The organism is Hypericibacter terrae, assembly GCF_008728855.1.
Taxonomy (GTDB): domain Bacteria; phylum Pseudomonadota; class Alphaproteobacteria; order Dongiales; family Dongiaceae; genus Hypericibacter; species Hypericibacter terrae.
Genome location: NZ_CP042906.1, coordinates 4,426,475 through 4,447,844, shown reverse-complemented (window position 1 = coordinate 4,447,844; position 21,370 = coordinate 4,426,475). Strand labels below are relative to the sequence as shown.

Genomic DNA, 21,370 nt, shown 5'->3' with positions numbered 1-21,370 from the left:
CCGGGAGAGGGGGCTGTCGCAAGAGAAGACCCACCTCTCCCAGCTTCGGGTAAGTCTCCGCTACGCTCCGACTAACCCTACGCAACCCTCTCCCCCGCTTCGCGGGCGGAGAGGAAAGAATAAAGCGAAGCGCCACACCCAAAAGAAAAAGGCCTCGTCCTTCTCAGGACGAGGCCCTCATCTCATTCGTGATCTGCCGGCGGTCAATTCGCCAGGTTCTGCTCGATCGCGGCGTTCTTGATCGACTTCTGCAGCTTCTCGAAGGCGCGCACTTCGATCTGACGGACGCGCTCGCGGCTGATGTTGTATTCCTTGCTCAGATCCTCGAGCGTGGTCGGCTCGTCCTTGAGCCGGCGCTCGGTGAGGATGTGGCGCTCGCGCTCGTTGAGGCCCTTCATGGCCGAGACCAGCAGCGCCTGGCGCTTGCCAAGCTCCTCGCTCTCGCCCAGGAGGGCTTCCTGGTTCTTCGACTCGTCTTCGAGCCAGTCGATCCATTCGCCTTCGCTGTCGGCGCGCGGCGAGGCGTTGAGCGAGTGATCCGGGGCCGCGAGGCGCCGGTTCATCTGCACCACATCGTCCTCGGGCACGTCGAGCTGGGTCGCGATCTTGGTGACCGTCTCCGGTGCCAGATCGCCCTCTTCGATCGCCTTGAGCTGGCCCTTGATGCGCCGCAGGTTGAAGAACAGCTTCTTCTGCGCCGCGGTCGTGCCCATCTTCACCAGCGACCAGGAATGCAGGATGTATTCCTGGATGGCGGCGCGGATCCACCACATCGCATAGGTCGCGAGACGGAAGCCGCGCTCCGGATCGAAGCGCTTGACCGCCTGCATCATGCCGACATTGCCCTCGGAGATGAGCTCGTTCACCGGCAGGCCATAGCCGCGATAACCCATCGCGATCTTGGCGACGAGACGCAGATGGCTCGTCACCAGCTTGTGCGCGGCCTCGGTGTCCTCATGCTCGCGCCAACGCTTGGCGAGCATGTATTCCTCGTCCGCTTCCAGCATCGGGAACTTGCGGATGTCCTGCAGGTACCGGCTGAGATTGCCGTCCGACAGCGCTGGCAGCGATCGACTGAAACTGGCCATATTGAAGTCCTCCTTACGCCCCTCGCGTAACCCCTGGTTTCCACGGAGCGGAGTTTCCCGCGGAATTTTGGCACTTGTGAGGCACAGGTGCTAAATTTGGTCTCTCTCTTTGAATTTCAAGGGGTTACAGCCAAGTAACTATTCTTAACCATTATATTGATTCTAAAGAAGAAATCAGGGCCTGCATATCGGACGGCAGCGGGGACTCCCAGCGCAGGACTTCGCCGGTGACCGGATGCTCGAAGCCCAGGAGCCAGGCATGGAGCGCCTGGCGCTTGAAACCGGCGACGACGGCGCGGACCTTGGGCGGCAGGGCATTGAGCCGGGCCGGGGTGGCGCGGCCGTAAGTGGGATCGCCCAGCAGCGGATGGCCGATCGAGGCCAGATGGACCCGGATCTGGTGGGTCCGGCCGGTGGCCAGCCGGCATTCGACCAGGCTCGCCAGCCGCCCGAAGCTCTTCAGCACCCGGTAGCGCGTCAGGGCCGGTTTGCCGCCCCGCGCGAGCACCGTCATCTTTTTGCGGTGGACCGGATGGCGGCCGATATTGCCCTCGATCTCGCCCGACTTCTTCGCCGGCACGCCCCAGACCACGGCCTGATAGGCGCGCTCGATGTCATGGGACGCGAAGTCGGCCGCGAGCTTGCGGTGCGCGATGTCGTGCTTGGCCGCGACCAGGAGCCCGCTCGTGTCCTTGTCGAGCCGATGGACGATGCCGGGCCGGCGCACGCCGCCGATGCCCGAGAGCGACGCGCCGCAATGGGCGATCAGCGCATTCACCAGCGTGGCCCCTTCGTTGCCGGGGGCCGGATGCACCACCATGCCGGCGGGCTTGTCGATGACGATGAGCGCATCGTCCTCGTAGCGCACGACCAGCGGGATGTCCTCGGCCAAGGGCTCGGGTGCCGTCGCGTCGGGGATCGAAATGACAAAGTTCTGGCCTGGTTTGACCCGCTGGGAGGGGTCGGATATGGTCCGCTCGCCCGACTGGACGCGGCCCTCTTCGATCAGTGATTTGAGGCGGCTGCGGGAAAGATCGGGCAGCCGCGCGGCGAGCGCACGGTCGACCCGCTCGCCCTGCTGATCGGCCTCGATCGTCACCTCAAGGCGGCGTTCGTCTGCAGCTTCCATCGCTTTCGAGACTGGACCAACTCCATGCGCGCCCTCAAGGCTCTCGTCATCGTGATGGGGATCATCATCGTGATCGGCGTCGCCATCGTGGTGGTGACGATCGTGCATCGGATGCAGGGCAAGCCCGGCACGGCGGCGACGGCGACCGGCGCGGCGCAGCTGGGCGATGTCGTGCTGCCGCTCCCGCCGGGCTGCCGCGTGGCCGAGATGACCTCGGCCAACGACCGGCTCTGGCTCCGGCTCGAACCGCTCACCGGCAACGCCGCCGATGCGGCCTGCGCCGACATTCTCATTCTCGACCCGGCGACCGGCAGCGTCGTCGGCCGGCTCAGCCCGCGCACGTCGGGCTGACGCCGGGCTCCCGGGATCGAGACCTTCAACAAACGAGGCCATGATGGATTTCCGCAGCGATAATGTGACCGGCGCGCATCCCAAGGTGCTGGAAGCCCTGGTGGCGGCGAACCGGGAGTCGGTCAGCTCCTATGGCGAGGATCCCATCAGCGCGCGGGTCACGCGCAAGCTCTCGGAGATCTTCGAGACCGACTGCACGGTGTTCCCGGTCGCGACCGGCTCGGCCGCGAACGCGCTGGCACTGGCGACGATGACACCGCCCTGGGGCGCCATCTTCTGCCACGAGGTCTCGCATGTGGCGGTCGATGAATGCGGCGCCCCCGAGTTCTTCACCGGCGGCGCCAAGCTGGTCAATCTGGGGGGCAAGGGCGGCAAGATCGAGGCCGGCGAGATCGAGGCGCGGGGCGGTGCGGGCAAGGGCGTGGTGCATCACGTCCAGCCGGCTTCCGTCAGCATCACCCAGGCGACCGAGTTCGGCACGGTATATCGGCAGGACGAGATCGCGGCCATTGGCGCCGCCTGCAAGCGCCATGGCCTGCGCTATCACATGGACGGCGCCCGCTTCGCCAACGCGCTGGTGACGCTGAACCGCAGCCCGGCCGATCTCACCTGGCGTGCCGGCATCGAGGCGCTCTCCTTCGGCGCCACCAAGAACGGCGCCCTGGGTGTCGAGGCCGTGGTGCTGTTCGACAAGACAATGGCCGCCGAGTTCGAGCTGCGCCGCAAGCGCGCCGGGCATCTGTTCTCCAAGATGCGATTCCTCTCGGCCCAGCTCGAGGCCTATCTCGAGGGCGATCTCTGGCTCGCGAATGCCCGTCATGCCAATGCCATGGCCAAGCGCCTCGCCGACGGATTGGCTCGGCTGCCGGGCTCGAAGCTCGAGAACGAGGTCGAGGCGAACGAGATTTTCGTGCGGCTGCCGGAGGCGGCGGTCGCGGGGCTCGAGCACGAGGGCTTCAAGTTCTATCGCTGGGACGGGGCGCAGTTCCTGCGGCTGGTGACGGCCTGGAACACGGAAGTCCAGGCCGTGGACGCGTTCCTCGCCGCCGCCAAGCGTCTGCTGGCGGCCAACGCGGCTTAGCCGAAGCCGACTTCTTCAATTTCCTACGGCGCTTCCTCGCCCCGCTCACGGCAGGGCGAGGAAGCGGCCTTTGCGGCTTGCCATTCACGGCAAGCACCGCGCCGTCCACGCCCTCAGCTGGACCTCGCTCCCGGCAATAGGAAAAACCGATCCAGTGCTTCGTGAATTCATATTTCTTGAATGCAAGCGGCTCCCATAAACTGGCGGTCGGATCCGCTGAGGATCTTCCGACGGCGGACAGGAACGCGGAAATGTCGATTGAGAGAGTGGAGACGCTCGTTGTCGGCGCCGGCCAGGCCGGCATCGCCATGAGCGAGCATCTGAGCAAGTCCGGTATGCCTCATCTCGTTCTGGAGCGGCACCGGATTGCCGAACGCTGGCGCTCGGAACGATGGGACTCTCTGGTCGCCAACGGTCCGGCTTGGCACGATCGATTTCCGGGCATGGAATTCGCCGGCATCGATCCCGATGCCTTCGCCCCCAAGGAAGGGGTTGCGGATTATTTCGTCGCTTACGCGGAAAGGATCGCGGCGCCGATCCGCTGCGGCGTGGAGGTGAAGTCGGTGCGGAGCCATGGCGGCCGGCCCGGCTTTCATGTCGAGACGTCGGCGGGCGTCATTGATGCCACCTACCTCGTGGCCGCCACTGGACCCTTCCAACGCCCTGTCATCCCCGCGGTCGTTCCTGAGGATGCGGGACTGTTCCAGATCCATTCCAACGCCTATCGCAATCCCGGCCAGTTGCCCGAGGGGGCGGTGCTGGTGGTCGGAGCCGGATCTTCGGGCGCGCAGATCGCCGACGAACTCTTGCGCGCGGGAAGGCGTGTGTTCCTGTCGGTCGGTCCGCATGACCGGCCTCCCCGTGGCTATCGCGGGCGCGACTTCGTCTGGTGGCTGGGGGTCCTCGGCAAGTGGGATGCCGAAACCCCGCCGCAGGGCAAGGAGCATGTCACGATCGCGGTGAGCGGCGCCTATGGCGGCCGCACCGTCGACTTCCGGCGTTTTGCCGAACGGGGGATGACGCTGGTCGGCCGGGCGGAAAGATTCAAAGACGGGGCGATGTCCTTCGCGCCGGATCTGGCGGACAACATCGCGCAAGGGGACGCGAACTACCTGTCGGTATTGGACGAAGCCGACGCCTTCATTGCCCGCAATGGTCTCGACCTTCCCGAGGAGCGCGACGCCCGCAATATCGGGCCCGACCCCGACTGCGTGACCGACCCCGTTCTCGAGCTGAACCTACGGAAGGCCGGAATCACCTCGATCATCTGGGCGACCGGCTTTGCCGTCGATTACAGCTGGCTGAAGCTCGACGCCTTCGACGAGAAAGGGAGGCCGAAACATCGCCGCGGTGTTTCGGCGGTGCCGGGGCTCTATTTCCTGGGATTGCCCTGGCTGTCGCGAAGGGGGTCCAGCTTCATCTGGGGCGTCTGGCACGACGCCAAGTATCTGGCGGACCATATTTCCATGCAGCGCGGCTACCTGGCCTATCGTCCCGGCGGGCGAGGGAAGACCAAAGGATCGTGACCGAAAGACGGGCGGCCGGCCCCTGGCGCGGCAGGACCTCTTGCCGCATCAAGGGCTTGAACCCTATCGCGAAAAGGCTTGATCGGGGGCGGGCCTTCCCCTATTCAAAGGCCCTCTCGGGCGCCCGCCGGATCCCCCTGGGATCAGGGCCAGGAGCCACCCCGAGCCTGCTGATAGGTCCCCTTCGTCTAGTGGCCTAGGACACCGCCCTCTCACGGCGGTAACAGGGGTTCAAATCCCCTAGGGGACGCCAGCCGTCATCGAAATCACAGACCGATCGCCGATCCGGGACCGCTCGGATGTGGCCTGATGCGCGCCTGCTGCCCGGCACGCGAATTCGCAAAATAGTTCGCGTCGGCTGACCTACCGGGCTTAGCATAGGGGCCTATGCGCTGATTTCTCGGTGCGCCTTCGCGACATCGAAAGAGCGGTCCCTCGAAGCCGCTCACCATGCCGCAGACCGCGTGCCCGGGACGCGAAACGGGGGGAATCATGGTCAAGCGGGTGTCGCGCCAGAAGGCGCCGATGGTATCGCGCGGCTCGAATCCGGCTGCCGCCGCGAAACCGACTCTCAGCGGGCGACGCTTCGTCGGCAAGACCGTGCTGGTCAGCGGCGGCGCCGGCGGCATGGGCCGCGCGGCGGCGCTTCGCTTCGCGGCCGAGGGCGGCAAGGTCGGCATCCTCGATATCCTCGAGAAGGAAGGGCAGGAGGTCGAACGGCTGATCCGCGATGCCGGCGGCAGTGCGTTGTTCGTGAAGACCGACGCTTCCAAATCGAAGGAAGTCTCCGCCGGCATCGCGAAGATCAACAAGCAGTTCGGCCCGATCGACGTGCTGTTCAATCACGCCGGCACCGTCACGGTCCGGCCGTTCCATCTGACGACCGAGGCCGAGTATGACCGGCTGATGGACATCAATGTCCGGTCGGCCTTCCTGGTCTGCAAGGCCGTGGTGGCGCAGATGCTGGAGAATGGCGGCGGCTCGATCGTCATCACCTCGTCGAACGGCGGCGAGATGGGCTTCGCCCTGGAAGCGATCTACTGCATGACGAAAGGCGCGCTACTGCAGCTCACGCGCTCGCTCTCCACCGAATACCGGAACCACAATATCCGCTGCAACGCCATCTGCCCCGGCTTCGTCAAGACCGCGCATGGCCTGCGCGAGATCAAGGAGCTCGACGGGCTTGGCCAGAAATGGAGCGATGCGGATCTGAACGCCGCGCAGGTGCGGATCTGCGAGCCGGAGGAGGCCGCGGCCGCCGCGCTGTTCCTCGCTTCCGACGATGCCAGCTTCATCAATGGGGCGGCGCTCTATGTCGACAACGGATGGTTCGCCAAGGGTTAGGCCTGGGACGTGCCTTCACTGTCAAAAATCGCGACGCAAGAGTCGCAAGAAAACTAGGGGGATGAAAATGACTGAGAGACCACTCGACGCCGAGGACAGGGTCATTGCCGGCTTCGGCTACAAGCCGCAATTCAAGCGGGTGCTCGGCCTCTTCGCCGATTTCTCGCTGGGCTATTCCTATATGAGTCCGCTGGCCGGCTTCTATGCCTTGTTCGCCTTCGCCCTGACCGTCGCCGGTCCCGCCTATTTCTGGACCATGCCGGTCATCCTCTTCGGCCAGGTGCTGGTGGCGATGGTGTTCGCCGAGGCCTCCTCGCAATATCCGATCGCCGGCGGCGTCTATCAATGGGCGCGGCGGCTCGTCGGCCCGCGCTGGGGTTTCCTCACCGCCTTCATGTATCTGCTGGCGCTCCTCGCCACCAATGCCGGCCTGGCCTATGGCGGCGCGCCCTATCTGGCGGCCCTCTTCGGCTATGAAGTTTCGCCGTTCACCAATGCGATCGGTGCCCTGGCGATGATCATCATCGCCGCGGCGATCAATTTCGGCGGTACCAAGCTCCTCGCCAAGGGCGTGGAGGCGGGTGTCTGGGCCGGCCTCATCGGTCTCGGCTTTGCCGGCATCTATCTGCTGCTGTTCGGCCAGGTCCAGCCCTGGAGCGTCCTGTTCCAGAATTTCGGCGCCGGATCGGACAACTATGTCGCGGCCCTGTTCGCGGCGAGCCTGATCGGCATCTGGATCATCTTCGGCTTCGAGGCCTGCGGCGACCTGGGTGAGGAAGTTCAGGAAGCCAGCCACAAGATCCCGCGGGCGATGATGCTGACCATGCTGGTCGGCGGCGTCAGCACGCTCGTCATCGGGCTCGGCATGACGCTGGCGGTTCCCGACATGCAGGGTGCCGTCAGCGGCACCGTCGCCAACCCGGCCGAGGCCGTATTGCTGGCCAATTTCGGGCCGATCGGCGCCAAGCTCGGCATCATCATGCTGGTGATCATCATCGTCAGCGCCGCCGCCGCCATCATGGCTTCGACCAGCCGTCTGCTGTTCTCCATGGCGCGCGATCGCCTGGTGTTCGGCCACAACATGCTGGCGAAGATCGACGAGAAACGCGGTCTGCCCAACGCCGCCATCATGGCGGCCACGGTGGTGCCCTGCATCATCATCCTGCTCGGCATGTTCTCCAGCAACGCCATCACGCAGCTGATCAGCTTCGCCACGGCGGGCATCTACACCTCGTTCCACATGGTGGTGGGCGGGGCGCTCTATGCCCGGCTCAAGGGATGGAAACCGGCCGGGAGCTTCAAGCTCGGCTCATGGGGCCTGCTGCTCAACGCGCTGGCGCTGGCCTTCGGGATCGTCATGATCCTCAACCTGATGTGGCCGCGCACGCCGGACGTGCCCTGGTATCTGAACTACATCATTCCGCTGTCGGTGCTCTTCATCTTCGTGCTGGGCCTCCTGCAGCTCGGGAATGTGACCCGTCAGAGCAACGCGCGCTGACGTCCCGGATGGCCTGAAACCGGCAGGGCCGGCTCGCGCCTGGCAAACCAGGCGTGCGCCGGCCCGAGGCCGGGATTTCGATCTCATGCCTTCCGGGTCGGGCTTCCCGCAGGGCCCATGAAGGCCTAACCTTCCCTCCCTTCGGGCGGATGATCGTTCCTCGGGACAATGTCCGCCCGGCGACGATACGGAATGGCAGCCGACCGCATCTGCGCCGGACTGCCATCGCCGGAACCAGCGGAGCGTTCATCCATGACGATTCATCGTCCGTTCACCGTCGCTGCCATGGCGACAGCGTGGTTTCTCCTCCTCGCCGGCAACAGCGCCAGCGGGGCCGACCCGACATTTCCCCTGCCGGGCGACGATCGGGCGCAGATCGAAAAATATCTGGGAACCGGCGTCGTCGGCGAACCCGTGCCCGCCGCGGCGTTGCTGACGGCCGATCAGTATCTGCCGCCGAAGGGCACGGTGACGTCCTATCGCGTGCGTGACTCGGACGGCAAGACGCGCACCGAGAATCACAAGGTCGAGGACACCACCGACCCGATGTTCGCGCCGGGCTGGCGCTACTCTGCCGAACCGATCGGCGCCTTCTTCCTGCAGAAGACGGCCGACGGGGGCGCCGCCATTCTGGCCGAGCAGGACCTCGAGCAGAAAGTGCTCTCGCGCTTCACCCCGGGCGAGCCGCTCATTCTCGCGGGGCTGGCACCAGGCCAGAGCCGCAAGTCGACGGTCAAGGTGGCGGTTTCCGATCTGTCCGACCCGACCGACGTCAATCACACGGGTTCGCTCGACGTCACCTACAGCTATATCGGCGCCTATAAGGTCACCGTTCCCGCGGGCAGCTACGACGCCGTCCTCATCAAGTGGGACTATAAGGGCTCGGTCGGGCCGGCGAGCATCAAGCTGACGGAATATCGCTTCATCGCGCCCGGTGCCGGCATGATCGCCATGGTCGAAAGCCGCCACATCTCGGCCATGCTGGTCTACAACGACAAAACGCGGCTCGGGAAGTTGATGCAGACGAAGCCCTGAGCGACGGGGCCGGCGCGGTCGTCGAGCCCGGTCTGCGATATTGATGTATGTCAACGTCGAGCGCGCTCCATCTGTCATAGAAATGACGTAGGCCTCGGCGGCGGGTCGCGATCACGGCGCCGCCGACGGGCATCGATCGGCGGCAATGCGATATCACGGGCGAGGACGCACCGCAGGAGCGACCGACATGACGACGCGCAGAATCTCGGAAATGGTCCACCACAAGCACCCCGTGACGCTGCCCGCGAGTGCGAGTGTCCGCGACGCCTGCCGGCATATGCATCAGCGCCGCGTGGGCGCCGTACTGGTCGTGGACCCCGAGCAGCGCCTGCTCGGAATATTCACCGGACGGGACGCCGTCGGTCTCCTGGCCCGCGCCCACGATCCCGCCGACACGCCGCTCTCGGAGGTCATGACGTCGAATCCGAGCACGATCTCGTCCCGGCATACGGCCGTCGACGCGCTGCGCCTGATGGAAGACGGCGGTTTCCGGCATCTGCCGGTCGTCGAGGACGGCAAGGTCGTCAGCATCATCTCCCGGGGCGACTTTCGCGGCCTCGAGGAGGCCCGCCTCGATGTGGAAACCGGGCTCTGGGAGCGAATCTAGCCGCGACGCCAGCCCGATTCTCGCCCGGCCCGGTGGCTAGGACTTGCCGCCGAAGAGTTCATCGGTCAGTCGAGGGCAGTCCAGGTCCTTGGCGCCGCCGAACTCGGGCATGGGGATCGGGATGTCGCGGTCGATCGAGATCTTCGGGTTGCTCATCGTGCCCTTGATCAGGACCGGCGCATGCAGGTCGAGCAGGTCGAATTCCTTCGGATCGGCCTCGATCTTGACGTCGATGGCCTGGGTCTCGAGATCGGCCTGCCCCTCGATGCGAAGCACCGATTTCTTCGTGTCCAGCAGCGTCTTGTCGAACGTGATGGCGCCGTGATTCAGGTTCACATGCGCCAGCGCACAGCGGATGGGAATCGTGTTGTCGCCGGTGACATAGAGGATCAGCGCGTCGCCGAGCTGGAGGCCGGCCAGGCTCACCATGAGTCCGCTGACCCAGCCTCCGTCCATCGTCACCACGATATCTCCGTCGGCCGTGTCCATCACATCGGCGAGCGACCGGCCACTGCCGGCGAGAACGATGCGGCCCTGGAGTTGGGCCTTGGTGGTGTCGAAGAAGGGGGTGCCCTTGAAGAAAGTGGCGAGCTCGACCTTCTGGAACTGCAGATTCGTGCGCAGCTTGGGCGGGTTGGCCTGGCCGTCGAGGGTCATCTCTCCCGTCATGGTGCCGCCGCCGAAGGCAGCCGTCAGGGGTTTTACCGCCACCCGACCGTTCGTGATCTGGATCCGGGCCTTGAACGAATCCACCGGCACGAACGAGGCCGCCGTCACCTTCCTGGCGTCGAGCGTGACATCCATGTCCATCTCTTTCATGCGGGCGAGATCGAGCGGGACGTCGGGGAAGAGGCCCGCCTTGGCGTCGGGCTTCTTGTCCGGCGACGCGCCGATCAAGGGGGCAAGGTCGGCAAAGTGCAGGTCCGGCGAGACCAGATGCGCGGTCAGGTGCGGCGGCTTGCCGCTTTGGTCGATGGTGACGTCGCCGAGAAGATCAGTGGCGCCCGAGTGCAGTTTCACATCCGCAACCTTCCAGATGTCGCCGTCCCGGGTGAGCTGACCTGAAATTTTGTAGGGCGGCGTCGGTGGGCCGGGAATCCCCAGCAGCGGAAAGATATCGGCGAGATTCTGCCCGGAGAGCGAGAGCTTGAGGTTGGCACCGCTGAACTCGAAGGGATCCTGCACCGTGCCCTGGGCCTTCAGCTTGGTGTTGCCATAGACCACGTCGAGATCGACCGGATAAGGAATCTTGGTGTCGCGCAGCATCAGCGCCGAACCGCCGACGAAATGGAGGGTCAGAAGCTGGCCCTCGAGCTTGCCCTTGAGCGTCAGCTCGGCCTGCGGATTGCTGCCGACCGCACCCTGCGCGGTCTGGATCGCGCCTTCGAGATCGAGCTTGCGCTTCTGATCGATATAGCTGACATGGCCATCGACGATTTCGAGCTGGTCGATCAACGGCGTCTCGCTGCGCCGCTCCGGCTGGACCGCCTGCGCCACATTGCCGGCGACCGGGCTCTCTTCGGGGCTCCAGTTCGATTTGCCCTCGGCGTTGCGTTCGAGCGCGATGTCGGGTTTCTGCAGCGCCAGCCGCGGCAGCTCGAAATCGCCCCGGGTCAGCGGCCAGAGACGAATGTCGATGTCGACCCGCTCGGCCTTGAGCATGTGATCGGCCTTGCCCCAGTCGGTATTCGACAGCTGGACGTCGACCAGATGGATATGCGTGACCCAGCCCCAATCGACCGCGATGCTGCCGACCTTGGTCTCGCGGCCATAAAGGGCGTTGGCATGGTTCTCGACCTGGGCGCGGACATAATCGGAGGTCGCGAAGACGTAGACGGCCCCTGCTGCCAGCCCCACAAGCAGGACCAAGGTGCCGGCTGTCCAGGCCGCGATCTTGACGAAACGTCTCATGTCCCCGGCCTGCCTGTTCGTGGCGCACACTTCACCCACGGTGGTAACGTGGGTGTCCGCCGTCCTGTTCCTCCCGAAAGAGGCGGGAGGCAGGCCGCGCGGCACCGGCAGACCGGTTTCCCCTAAGTTTAATGGGTTGTTCATCGCGGCCTGGCGCCGGACAATACTAGATTGCTCGGCGCTTCTGCGGTTTGGGTGCGCTTATCGAAGAGGACGAGATGGCACAGACGGAACTTCCTCGGAATGTCAGGCCCATCCACTACGCGGTCGAGATCGAGCCGCGCGCGGCGACGCTGACCTTCAGAGGACGGGTGGTGATCACGCTCACCGTCGAGGCGCCGACCTCGACGGTGATTCTGAACGGCTTGGATCTGGAGCTCTTCTCGGCCATGCTGAGCGGCAGTGGCCAGGCGTTTTCCGGCACATGGAGTGCCGACGCGGGCCGCCAGCAGATCACCATCACGCTCGACCGGGAAGTCCCGCCGGGGCGCTACGATCTCGCCATCGACTACAAGGGCAAGATCAACGAAACCGCCATGGGCCTGTTCGTCACGCGCTATGACACGCCCGCCGGCCGGCGCCAGATGCTCCTGACCCAGTTCGAAGCGGTGGCGGCGCGGCGGTTCCTGCCCTGCTGGGACGAGCCCGCGCACAAGGCGACCTTCACGATCAGCGTGGTGGTCGCGGCGACGGAGACCGCCGTCTCCAACATGCCCATCGACCGGATCGACCGTTCCGAGGCGGGGCTTCACTATATCCGCTTCCAGAAAAGCCCCTCGATGTCGACCTATCTCCTGTTTCTCGGCATCGGCGATCTGGAGCGGCTGGTGACCCAGGCCGATGGCGTCGAGATCGCCGTCATCGCGCGGCGCGGCAGCGCCTATAAGGGACAGTTCGCCCTGGACAGCGCCGTCGAACTGCTTGGCTATTTAAACGATTATTTCGGCATTCCCTATCCGCTGCCGAAGCTGGATCTGATCGCGGCACCCGGGGCCGGCGGTTTCGCCGCCATGGAGAACTGGGGCGCCATCCTCTATTTCGAAAAGGTCCTGCTGCTCGATCCGGCCTTGTCGAGCGAGTCCGACCGGCAACGCGTGTTCGTCGTCATTGCCCATGAGATGGCGCATATGTGGTTCGGCGATCTCGTGACCATGAGCTGGTGGGACGAGCTCTGGCTCAACGAGGGCTTCGCCTCCTGGATGGAGAACAAGGCCACCGACCGCTTCCATCCGGAATGGTCGATGTGGCTCCAGTCCGAATCCGCGCGCCAGCGGGCGATGCGGCAGGATGCGAAGGGCACGACCCATCCCGTCGTGCAGCCCGTCGCCAGCGGCGACCAGGCCGATCAGGCCTTCGACGACATCACCTACCGCAAGGGCCAGGCCGTCATCCGGATGCTGGAAAGCCATGTGGGCGAGACGGTCTTCAGGGAGGGCGTTCGCGACTATATGCGGCGCCATGCCTACGGGAACACCGTCACCGACGATCTCTGGTCGGCGATCGAGGCCGCCGGTGGACGGAACATCAAGACGATCGCGGACGACTTCACCTTGCAGCCCGGCGTCCCCTTGATCAGCGTCGAACGGGCGCAGCCGAAGACGGGCTCTGTGGAGATCGCCCTGGCTCAGGGCCGCTTCGGGGTGGATGATGCGTCGCGCCAGCCCCTGGTCTGGCACGCGCCCGTCTCGGCCGCCTCGGTCGGTGACGGCCATCCGCCGCGCAAGACCCTCGTCACGGGCGACAAGCCCGTCACCCTCGAGATCGAGGGCGGCCTGCCGGTGAAGATCAATATGGGCCAGGCCGCCTATTTCCGGAGCCGGTATGCGGCGGACGCGTTCGCCACCCTTGCGGACAAGTTCGCCGTTCTGCCGGCCGTGGACCAGCTCGGATTGCTCTACGACGCCTGGGCCCTCGGGGAGGCCGGTCTCATGCCGATGCCGGCCTATCTGGACCTGACGCGCCGGACGAGCGCCGACGCCGACACGGTCATCTGGCGGCAGATCGTCGAGACCCTGTTGTCGATCGATGCGCTCTATGCCGGCCTGCCGGGACGCGCCGCGCTGCAATCCTACGCCATCCGGATCCTGACGCCGGTCTTCGCCCGGATCGGGTGGGGCCGCCGCCCGGGAGAGGCCGACAATGTCGCCGTTCTGCGGGAGGATCTCATCGGCGCCCTCGGCCGGCTCCGCGACCGGGATGTCGTCGCCGAAGCGCGGCGGCGTTTTCAGGATTCCGTCGCTCATCCGGAGGATCCGAAGGTCCTGCCCGCGGCCATCCGGCAAGCTGTCCTGCGCGCCGTCGCCTTCGATGCCGATGCGGCCCTCTATGAGGCGCTGCTCGGTCTGGCGAAGAGTGCCGCCGACCCGATCGCCAAGGATCAGTATTTTCTCGCCCTCGCCTTGAGCCGGGAACCGGCTCTGGCGCGGCGAACCCTCGACCTGGCCTTGAGCGGCGATCCGCCGAAGACAACCAGCCCCGCCATGATCGCCCGTGTCGCCATCGACAATACCGGCCTGGCCTGGAGCTTCGTGCTCGCGCATCCGGACGAGGTGAATGCCCGGCTCGACGCGCTGCAGCGGCATAATTTCGTGCCGTCGCTGGCGGCATCGTCCACCGATCCGGCGCTGCTGCCGGCGCTGCGAAAATTCATCGACGAGCATGTGCCGGCGGCCAACAGGAAGCAGGTGGAACGGTACTACGCCGATCTGGATTTCCGGCTGTCCGTCAGGGCCCGGCGGCTGCCGGAAATCGACGAGTGGCTCCGGACAAACGGTTAGGGCGAAGGGGCATCGACGCGGGCCGGCACTGTTGCAATAGTTGACGCCGCTTTCGATAAAACCAAACGCGGGGGAGAACGATCGAATGCCAACACTCGCCGGGAAGACGGCCGTCGTCACGGGCGCAGGCTCGGGCCTCGGCCGCGCCGTGGCCCAGAAATTGGCCAGCGAGGGCACGGCCGGGCTGGTCCTGATCGACCGCGACAAGGAAGGGCTGGCGGCGACACGCGAAGCGATCGCGGCACCACGGTCCTGCGACGTGCAATCGCGCTGCCTCGACGTCACCGACAGCGCGGCGCTGGCCGAGGCGGCCCGCAAGGCCGACGCGGCCTTCGGCGGCGTCGATATCGTCGTCTGCGCCGCCGGCATCATCGGCCCCTTCGGCAAGATCGTGGATTGCTCCGAGGAGGACTGGCTCAAGGTCTTCGCCGTCAATGTCCATGGCACCTTCCTGACGGTGAAGCATTTCATTCCGCTGCTGCGCAAGCGGGGCGGGGGCAGCATCGTCAATTTCTCCTCGACGGCGGGGCTGGTGGGCGATCCGCTCCTCGGGCCCTATTCGGCCTCGAAGGGCGCGGTCACGCTCATGACGCGCTCGCTCGCGCGCAACCATGCGGCCGAGAACATCCGGGTCAATTGCGTCTGCCCGGGCTCGATCGACACGCCGATGCTGCAATCGGTGTTCGAGGATCTGGGCGATCCGGCGGCGCGCGCCCAACGCGAGCAAGAGTTCATCGCGTTCCACCCGCTGGGGCGCTTCGGAAAACCGGCCGAAGTCGCCGATGCCGTGCTCTATCTCGCCGGACCCGCCTCCTCCTTCGTCACCGGCGTCAGCCTGCCGGTCGATGGCGGCTCGATCGCCTGACCCCACCCGAAGCGGAGTCTCATATCATGCGGTTCGAGGGACGTGCGGTCATCGTCACCGGAGCGGGCAGCGGCATCGGTCGCGGCGTCGCCTTGCGCATGGCCGCGGAGAGCGCAAGCGTGCTGGCGGTCGACCGCAACCCGGCGGGGCTCGAGAGCCTGGTCGCCGAGGCCGCCGCCGCCAATGCCAGCGCCCGGATCGAGCCGCTGGTCTGCGATGTCGCTTCCGGCGAGGCGCCCGCGCGGATCGTGGCCGCCTGCCAAGGGCATTTCGGCCGCCTCGATGTGCTGGTGAACAATGCCGGCATCGATCGCGAGGCCGGGCAGTTCACCGACAATGACGACGAGACGATCGCGACGTTGTTCTCGGTCAATCTCGTCAGCCTGATCCGCCTGACGCGCGACAGCCTGAAGGTCATGACCCGGCCGGGCGGGCGCGTCGTCAATGTCAGCTCGGTCTTCGGGCTGGTCGGATTTCCCAACTCCGCGCTCTATGCGACGGCGAAGGGCGGGGTCGCGCAGTTCACGCGGCAATTGGCGGCGGATTGGACGCCACTCGGAATCACCGTCAATGCGGTGGCGCCGGGCGTGATCGAGACCGCCATGACCAAGCGTTTCATCGAAGAGAGCCGCTGGTACCAGCGCGCCATGATCGAGACCACACCGGCGCCCCGGGTGGGGCAACCCGAAGATATCGCCGCCGCCGTCTGCTTCCTGGCCTCGCCGGAAGCCGAGTTCATCTCCGGCGTGGTGCTGCCGGTCGATGGCGGCTGGCTCGCGACCCGTTATCTGCCGCCCGACGCGGTTTGAGGTGCCGGTTCTGACGTCGTTGCGACCGGGACGGACGGTATCGGCCCCCGCGCCGGAACCTTGGCGGGGCTGGGGCGTTTGGTCCGTGTTAGGGTGGGCGTCTGCCCACCTCCTCAACATTTTGCGAAGTGGGATTCCCGAATGAAACGTACAACGAAATCAAAGCGCAAGGCTTCGGCCCCGGTCGATCTGGACGTGTTGATCGACGATATCGGCGCCTTGAAGTCCGATTTTGCGGCCATCGTCAGCCAGATCAAGAGCGGTGCGGTCGACCATGCCAGCGAGCGGGCCAATGAGCTCCTGTCGCAGATCAGCGAACGGGCCAACGAGCTCTACGACACCGTGTCCGAGCAGGGCGCCGTATCGGTCGAAGCGGCCCGGGGGCAGATCACCGCCCGGCCCTTGACGGCCGTGCTGCTCGCCTTCGGTCTCGGCTTCCTCGCCAGCCGGTTGGTGCTTCGCTGAGCATCGCGGGTGACAATGAGTCGTCTGCTGTCCGTCCCGGCCGCCGCGCCGACGACGTCTCTCCGGCCACGACTCTGAGTTCGATCCAGCCGCCCGCGGAGTCCGCCCCGGACTCGGGGGCGGTGGCCGCGGCTGAGCCAGCCGCTTCGGCGGCCGCCAGCGACGAGACGATGCCGCTGCCGGAGGATCCCAAGACCCTGCTGCTCCTGGGCATCTTCCTGTTGCTGCTGTTCTACGGGCTTTACCTGGCCGGACAGATCGTCCTGCCGATCATCTTTGCCGCGATCCTCTATCTCGTGCTGCAGCCGGCCATGCGCCTGGGGACGAAATTCCGTATCCCCAAGAGCGTGACGGCCATTCTGATGATCGTTTTCGTCATCGCCGGCGTGGGGGCACTCGGCTTCTCCCTCTCCGCACCGGCCTCCGACTGGCTCGCCAAGGTGCCGGCCGCGCTGGCGCGCCTCGACGCGCAGGTTCGGGTCTTCAAGCAGCCCATGGCCGATCTGGAGAACGCCAGCAAGCAGATCGAGCATCTCACGGACAACACCTCGACCTCGGCGACGCCGGTCACCCTGGCGACCCCCGGGGTGACCGGCATGCTGTTCAGCGGCACCCGGAACATGCTGGTGGGGCTCGGCACCATGGTGGTGCTGCTGTTCTTCCTCCTGATGTCGGGCGATCTGTTCTTGCGCCGCTTCGTCGAGATCCTGCCGACGCTGAGCAACAAGAAGCAGGCGGTCGAGATCTCGCGGGAGATCGAAAGCAACATCTCGAAATATCTCGCCACGATCAGCATGATGAATGTCGCGGTCGGGGTGCTGACCGGCCTCGCCGCCTATTTCTGCGGGCTGCCCGACCCGGTCCTGTGGGGAACGCTGGCTTTCCTGCTGAACTATGTTCCGATCCTGGGGCCGCTCGGCGGCATCGCCATCATCTTCCTCGCCAGCCTCCTGACCTTCGGCACGATCTGGCATGCGCTGCTGCCGACCGGCATCTATCTGGCCATTCATCTGATCGAAGGCGAGTTGGTGACGCCGCTGCTGCTGGCGCGCCGGTTCATCCTCAACCCGGTGCTGATCATCGTCTCGCTGGTGTTCTGGTACTGGATGTGGGGCATCCCCGGCGCGCTGCTGGCGGTGCCGATGCTGGCGACCGTCAAGATCATCTGCGACCGCATCAAGCGGCTGGCGGCGCTGGGGCATTTCCTCGGCTCCGAGCCGAGGAGCGAGGCCCGTTCGTCGGGAACGTGAAGCGGCTGCAATGCGTCCAAGCCCCTGGATGCCATGCTCTTTCGTTCATGGCGGAGTCGCAATCTTGCCGCTTTGCCGTCACTGCGACTCCCTGTAAGACCTTGATCCATGTCCCTGTTCAGCTTCTTCGAGCGTCGGCTCGACCCGACGGCGACCTCGGCCGACGCGGCCCCGCCGTCGGGATTGATGGCCTTCTATTGGCATTATGTGCGCCAGGTTCGCGGGCTCGTCGTGGCCCTGTTCCTGACCGGCATCGCCGTGGCCTGGCTCGACACCACGATCCCGATCTTCATCGGCCGGATCGTGACGCTGGTCTCGACCCATGATTTCCAGAGCTTCTTCCCGGCGGCCTGGCCGCAGCTCCTCGGCATGGCGGCGGTGCTGCTGGTGGCGCGGCCGGCGGCCCTGCTCATGCAGAACCTCGTCACCAACCAGGCGATTGCGCCCGGCCTCACCAACCTGATCCGCTGGCAGAGCCACTGGCATGTGGTGCGGCAGAGCTGGACCTTCTTCCAGAACGATTTCGCCGGCCGGATCGCCAACCGGATCATGCAGACGGGCCCGGCCTTGCGCGAAAGCGTGGTCGCCAGCACCAACGCGGTGCTCTACATCCTGGTCTATGGCGGCACCGCGCTCGTGGTCCTGGCCTCCCATGACTGGTGGCTCTCGATTCCGGTGGTCTGCTGGTTCATCGGCTATGTGATCCTGCTGCGCATCTGCGTGCCGCGCATGCGCAACCGCTCGCGCGAGATGTCGGAGGTGCGCTCGGCCCTCACCGGCCGCGTGGTCGACAGCTACACCAACATCCTGACCGTCAAGCTCTTCGCCAAGCCGCGCGACGAGGACGATTTCGTGCGCGAGGCGGTGGATGAGCATACCCGCACCTTCCATCGCCAGCAGCGGCTGATCACGATATTCAGCATCACCCTCATCGGGCTCAACATCCTGATGGTGGTGGGCACCGCCGCCATGGCGATGTGGCTCTGGTCGCTGGGGCTGATCGCGGTCGGGACGGTCGCGATGGCGATCCCGCTTTCCTGGCAGATCGCCAACATCGCCGGCTGGGTGGCGCAGAACGTGACGGCGATCTTCGAAAATGTCGGCGTGGTGCAGGACGGCATGCGCTCGATCGCGGTGCCGCTGCAGATGCCCGATCCGCCGAATGCCGGCATCCTCAAGGTGACCACCGGCCATGTGCGGTTCGAGAAGCTGCATTTCGGCTATGGCACCTCGCGCGGCGTGCTGCATGGCATCGATCTCGACATCAGGCCGGGCGAACGCGTCGGCCTGATCGGCCAGTCGGGGGCCGGCAAGTCGACGCTCGTGAACCTGCTGCTGCGTTTCTACAATCTCGAGCAGGGGCGGATCCTGATCGACGGACAGGACATCGCCAAGGTCACGCAGGAGAGCCTGCGCGCCCATATCGCGATGGTGACGCAGGACACCTCGCTGCTGCACCGCTCGATCCGCGACAATATCCGCTATGGCCGTCCCGGGGCGACCGAGGTCGAGGTGCGCGACGCGGCCGCCAAGGCCCATGCGCTCGAATTCATCGAGACGCTCGAGGACTGGCAGGGGCGGCGCGGCTTCGAGGCTCATGTCGGCGAGCGCGGGGTAAAGCTGTCGGGCGGCCAGCGCCAGCGCATCGCGATCGCGCGCGTGATCCTCAAGAACGCGCCGATCCTGGTGCTCGACGAGGCGACCTCGGCGCTCGATTCCGAGGTCGAGGGCGCCATCCAGGAACAGCTCGAAGGGTTGATGAAGGGCCGCACCGTGATCGCGATCGCCCACCGGCTTTCGACCATCGCGCGCATGGACCGCCTGATCATCCTCGAGAACGGCCGCATCGTGGAGCAGGGGACGCACGCGCAGCTGCTGGAGCTGGGCGGTGCCTATGCCAAGCTCTGGCTGCGGCAGTCGGGCGGCTTCGGCGCCGGCGTCCTCAAGGATGGCGCGTCCGGCGAATCGGCCATCGTCACGCCGCCGTCGCCCGAGCCCTATAGCGAGGAGCCGCAACCGCTCGAGGCGGTCCGGGGCTGGGAGCGGCGTTAGCCCGAGGCTTTCGCCAGGGCCGCCTCGTCAGTGCGCAGTCCCGGAGAACGTCACCACCTCTTCCGGCTCGCCCGCGCGCAAGACCGTGACCGAGGCGGGATCGCCCGGCTGGTGCGCGAAGGGCTTCAGCGAAACCAGGCGGGGCTCGAAATCGGGCGGGGGTGGCGGCAGCGCGGGCGCACTCGCCACGGACAATGGCGCTGCCGCCACGCCCGGAGGCTGGCTCACATAGACGGCCCCGCCGCCGATGAACGGGAAGAAGGGAAACCGGTGCGGTCGGACCCGGTTGAAGGCGTTGCCGGAGTTTTCGGAAACCAGCGGTGGGACCATAGTCGGTCCGAGCGGCGGGACAATGCCCGGTCCCAGCGGGGGTACCGGGCCGCTGTCGAAGCGGGGCATCATCGGCACCTGAAAATGGTTGCCCGTGGGCCGCGCCGCCGTTTCGGCCGCGGCGGGAGTGAGCAGCGCATAACCCGTCAGGGCCCCTGCCAGGAGCAGCCCGCATGTCGCGGCGCGTGTGAACTTCGATCCTCGATCGCGTGGCATGGCGCCTTCCTTCGGCCGGTGCCTCCCCTTGACTCATATAGGGAGCCGCCCCGCCCTGGGAGAGGGCAAAAATCGGCCCTTGCCGGCCCCTGGCGGCTCGGATACCACGACGGGATTATCCCTCCTATGCCGGTTGCGGGATGCCGAGCCCGGTCGTCCGGGATGAGGAAGCGGCGGCACCGTCGAATATATTCACTTGATATAATAGTTACTTAAGTGCATATATAAGACGATGTAGGCGGTCCTGATCGCCCCGGAGTTCGAGGATGAGATCGCCGCATTGGAGCCTGCGGTACGGATTGAATTGGTGGCACAAGCCGGCGTCATCGAAAGACTCGGGCCCCTCGGCGGCCGGCCCCGGATCGATTCATTGAACGGTTCCCGGCACGCCAACATAAAAGAATTGCGTTTCGACGCCGCGGACGGGGTGTGGCGAGTTGCTTTCGCCTTCGATCCGGGCCGCCGGGCCGTTCTTCTCTGCGGCGGCGACAAATCCGGCGCCAGCGAGCGGCGATTTTATCGAACCTTGATAAGGAAAGCCGATGAGCGGTTCGACGCTCATCTGGCCCGGCTGAAGACAAAGAGGAGTTGACGACAATGCGAGCGCGGAAACTGAGCGAGGTGGTGGCGGCACTGCCGGCGAGAGAACGAAAGGCCGTCAAGGCGCGCACGGCCGATCTGCTGGCCGAGGAAATGTCGTTGCAGCAGCTGCGCAAGGCGATGAAGAAGACGCAGGTCGCGATCGCGCGCAAACTGAACTTGCAGCAGGACGGCGTTTCCAAGATCGAGAGGCGAACCGACCTGCTCATCTCGACGCTCAGCGACTATGTCGATGCGCTGGGCGGCGAGCTCGTGCTCATCGCTCGGTTTCCGGACCGCCCGGCGGTGAGGGTGGGAAGTATTGGTGCCATTGCCGAACCCGCGAAGGGACCGCCGGAGAAGAGCCGACAAAGCCGCAAGGCCGCCTGATGCATTCCAGGATCCCACAGCCGCCATGTCGATGCCCTGATTCTCATCCGATTGTCGGATCGCATGG

General features: G+C 65.7%; 19 protein-coding genes and 1 tRNA gene. 16 read left to right on the top strand and 4 right to left on the bottom strand.

The genetic code is table 11. The features are described from left to right. Positions 1–203: 203 nt before the first annotated feature. Together rpoH and FRZ44_RS20430 are read right to left on the bottom strand one after the other, a co-directional pair. The gene (gene rpoH, locus FRZ44_RS20435) at positions 204–1,088 is read right to left on the bottom strand and encodes an RNA polymerase sigma factor RpoH (RefSeq protein WP_151178915.1); all 885 of its coding nucleotides are present in this window, start codon (positions 1,086–1,088) and stop codon (positions 204–206) included. 151 nt (positions 1,089–1,239) lie between these two features. Then, a complete protein-coding gene (locus FRZ44_RS20430; protein ID WP_191908214.1) occupies positions 1,240–2,217 on the bottom strand; it encodes an RluA family pseudouridine synthase in 978 nt (325 codons plus the stop codon). A gap of 24 nt (positions 2,218–2,241) precedes the next feature. Between FRZ44_RS20430 and FRZ44_RS20425 the strand changes: the two genes are divergently transcribed. The 8 genes from FRZ44_RS20425 to FRZ44_RS20390 all read left to right on the top strand — a co-directional run bounded on the left by FRZ44_RS20425 (position 2,242) and on the right by FRZ44_RS20390 (position 9,659). Then, positions 2,242–2,568 (top strand): DUF6476 family protein, encoded by a 327-nt coding sequence (locus FRZ44_RS20425; protein WP_191908213.1) that lies wholly within the window; start codon positions 2,242–2,244, stop codon positions 2,566–2,568. 40 nt (positions 2,569–2,608) lie between these two features. Continuing rightward, entirely contained in the window at positions 2,609–3,649 is a 1,041-nt protein-coding gene (locus FRZ44_RS20420) for a threonine aldolase family protein (protein ID WP_225308369.1), read from the top strand. Between the two features lie 251 nt (positions 3,650–3,900). Further along, on the top strand, positions 3,901–5,175 hold the full coding sequence (locus tag FRZ44_RS20415; RefSeq protein WP_151178912.1) for a flavin-containing monooxygenase: 1,275 nt from the start codon (positions 3,901–3,903) through the stop codon (positions 5,173–5,175). A 177-nt stretch (positions 5,176–5,352) separates the two neighbouring features. Next, a tRNA-Glu gene (locus FRZ44_RS20410) sits at positions 5,353–5,428 on the top strand. Positions 5,429–5,667: 239 nt separating this feature from the next. Then, positions 5,668–6,519, top strand: coding sequence for an SDR family NAD(P)-dependent oxidoreductase (locus FRZ44_RS20405; RefSeq protein ID WP_225308368.1), 852 nt, complete (start codon positions 5,668–5,670; stop codon positions 6,517–6,519). 67 nt (positions 6,520–6,586) lie between these two features. Then, positions 6,587–8,017: an APC family permease gene (locus tag FRZ44_RS20400; protein WP_225308367.1), complete on the top strand. Its 1,431-nt coding sequence runs from the start codon at positions 6,587–6,589 to the stop codon at positions 8,015–8,017. A 252-nt stretch (positions 8,018–8,269) separates the two neighbouring features. After that, entirely contained in the window at positions 8,270–9,052 is a 783-nt protein-coding gene (locus FRZ44_RS20395) for a hypothetical protein (RefSeq protein ID WP_151178910.1), read from the top strand. Positions 9,053–9,239: 187 nt separating this feature from the next. Next, positions 9,240–9,659, top strand: a complete 420-nt coding sequence (locus FRZ44_RS20390) for a CBS domain-containing protein (RefSeq protein WP_151178909.1) — start codon at positions 9,240–9,242, stop codon at positions 9,657–9,659. Positions 9,660–9,695: 36 nt separating this feature from the next. Here FRZ44_RS20390 and FRZ44_RS20385 read toward each other — a convergent pair whose 3' ends face one another. Then, entirely contained in the window at positions 9,696–11,570 is a 1,875-nt protein-coding gene (locus FRZ44_RS20385) for an AsmA family protein (protein WP_191908212.1), read from the bottom strand. A 218-nt stretch (positions 11,571–11,788) separates the two neighbouring features. Between FRZ44_RS20385 and FRZ44_RS20380 the strand changes: the two genes are divergently transcribed. The 6 genes from FRZ44_RS20380 (at position 11,789) to FRZ44_RS20355 (ending at position 19,788) form a co-directional block, all read left to right on the top strand. Further along, entirely contained in the window at positions 11,789–14,347 is a 2,559-nt protein-coding gene (locus FRZ44_RS20380) for a M1 family metallopeptidase (RefSeq protein WP_151178907.1), read from the top strand. Positions 14,348–14,432: 85 nt separating this feature from the next. Continuing rightward, entirely contained in the window at positions 14,433–15,212 is a 780-nt protein-coding gene (locus FRZ44_RS20375) for an SDR family NAD(P)-dependent oxidoreductase (RefSeq protein ID WP_151178906.1), read from the top strand. Between the two features lie 26 nt (positions 15,213–15,238). Further along, positions 15,239–16,021, top strand: a complete 783-nt coding sequence (locus FRZ44_RS20370; RefSeq protein WP_151178905.1) for an SDR family NAD(P)-dependent oxidoreductase — start codon at positions 15,239–15,241, stop codon at positions 16,019–16,021. 141 nt (positions 16,022–16,162) lie between these two features. Beyond that, positions 16,163–16,486 carry a DUF883 family protein gene (locus tag FRZ44_RS20365; RefSeq protein ID WP_151178904.1) on the top strand — a complete coding sequence of 108 codons (324 nt, stop codon included), beginning with the start codon at positions 16,163–16,165 and terminating at the stop codon, positions 16,484–16,486. A gap of 122 nt (positions 16,487–16,608) precedes the next feature. Continuing rightward, complete coding sequence (locus FRZ44_RS20360) at positions 16,609–17,736, top strand: AI-2E family transporter (protein ID WP_225308366.1); 1,128 nt, start codon at positions 16,609–16,611, stop codon at positions 17,734–17,736. Between the two features lie 108 nt (positions 17,737–17,844). Next, complete coding sequence (locus FRZ44_RS20355) at positions 17,845–19,788, top strand: ABC transporter ATP-binding protein (RefSeq protein WP_151178903.1); 1,944 nt, start codon at positions 17,845–17,847, stop codon at positions 19,786–19,788. Positions 19,789–19,815: 27 nt separating this feature from the next. Here the strand turns inward: FRZ44_RS20355 and FRZ44_RS20350 are convergent, their stop codons facing one another. After that, a complete protein-coding gene (locus FRZ44_RS20350; RefSeq protein ID WP_151178902.1) occupies positions 19,816–20,334 on the bottom strand; it encodes a hypothetical protein in 519 nt (172 codons plus the stop codon). A 307-nt stretch (positions 20,335–20,641) separates the two neighbouring features. Here FRZ44_RS20350 and FRZ44_RS27585 point away from each other — a divergent pair, with 307 nt between their 5' ends. Together FRZ44_RS27585 and FRZ44_RS20340 are read left to right on the top strand one after the other, a co-directional pair. Then, positions 20,642–20,926: a type II toxin-antitoxin system RelE/ParE family toxin gene (locus tag FRZ44_RS27585; RefSeq protein WP_318526378.1), complete on the top strand. Its 285-nt coding sequence runs from the start codon at positions 20,642–20,644 to the stop codon at positions 20,924–20,926. A gap of 32 nt (positions 20,927–20,958) precedes the next feature. Further along, entirely contained in the window at positions 20,959–21,303 is a 345-nt protein-coding gene (locus FRZ44_RS20340; RefSeq protein WP_225308364.1) for a helix-turn-helix domain-containing protein, read from the top strand. Positions 21,304–21,370 lie beyond the last annotated feature (67 nt).

Coding starts and splice junctions, on each gene's coding strand:
- FRZ44_RS20405 (WP_225308368.1), top strand. CDS start 5,668: ATGGTCAAGCGGGTGTCGCGCCAGAAGGCGCCGATGGTATCGCGCGGC.
- FRZ44_RS20355 (WP_151178903.1), top strand. CDS start 17,845: ATGTCCCTGTTCAGCTTCTTCGAGCGTCGGCTCGACCCGACGGCGACC.
- FRZ44_RS20420 (WP_225308369.1), top strand. CDS start 2,609: ATGATGGATTTCCGCAGCGATAATGTGACCGGCGCGCATCCCAAGGTG.
- FRZ44_RS20430 (WP_191908214.1), bottom strand. CDS start 2,217: ATGGAAGCTGCAGACGAACGCCGCCTTGAGGTGACGATCGAGGCCGAT.
- FRZ44_RS20365 (WP_151178904.1), top strand. CDS start 16,163: ATGAAACGTACAACGAAATCAAAGCGCAAGGCTTCGGCCCCGGTCGAT.
- FRZ44_RS20350 (WP_151178902.1), bottom strand. CDS start 20,334: ATGCCACGCGATCGAGGATCGAAGTTCACACGCGCCGCGACATGCGGG.
- FRZ44_RS20395 (WP_151178910.1), top strand. CDS start 8,270: ATGACGATTCATCGTCCGTTCACCGTCGCTGCCATGGCGACAGCGTGG.
- FRZ44_RS20400 (WP_225308367.1), top strand. CDS start 6,587: ATGACTGAGAGACCACTCGACGCCGAGGACAGGGTCATTGCCGGCTTC.
- FRZ44_RS20375 (WP_151178906.1), top strand. CDS start 14,433: ATGCCAACACTCGCCGGGAAGACGGCCGTCGTCACGGGCGCAGGCTCG.
- rpoH (WP_151178915.1), bottom strand. CDS start 1,088: ATGGCCAGTTTCAGTCGATCGCTGCCAGCGCTGTCGGACGGCAATCTC.
- FRZ44_RS20415 (WP_151178912.1), top strand. CDS start 3,901: ATGTCGATTGAGAGAGTGGAGACGCTCGTTGTCGGCGCCGGCCAGGCC.
- FRZ44_RS20390 (WP_151178909.1), top strand. CDS start 9,240: ATGACGACGCGCAGAATCTCGGAAATGGTCCACCACAAGCACCCCGTG.
- FRZ44_RS20370 (WP_151178905.1), top strand. CDS start 15,239: ATGCGGTTCGAGGGACGTGCGGTCATCGTCACCGGAGCGGGCAGCGGC.
- FRZ44_RS20425 (WP_191908213.1), top strand. CDS start 2,242: ATGCGCGCCCTCAAGGCTCTCGTCATCGTGATGGGGATCATCATCGTG.
- FRZ44_RS20385 (WP_191908212.1), bottom strand. CDS start 11,570: ATGAGACGTTTCGTCAAGATCGCGGCCTGGACAGCCGGCACCTTGGTC.
- FRZ44_RS20380 (WP_151178907.1), top strand. CDS start 11,789: ATGGCACAGACGGAACTTCCTCGGAATGTCAGGCCCATCCACTACGCG.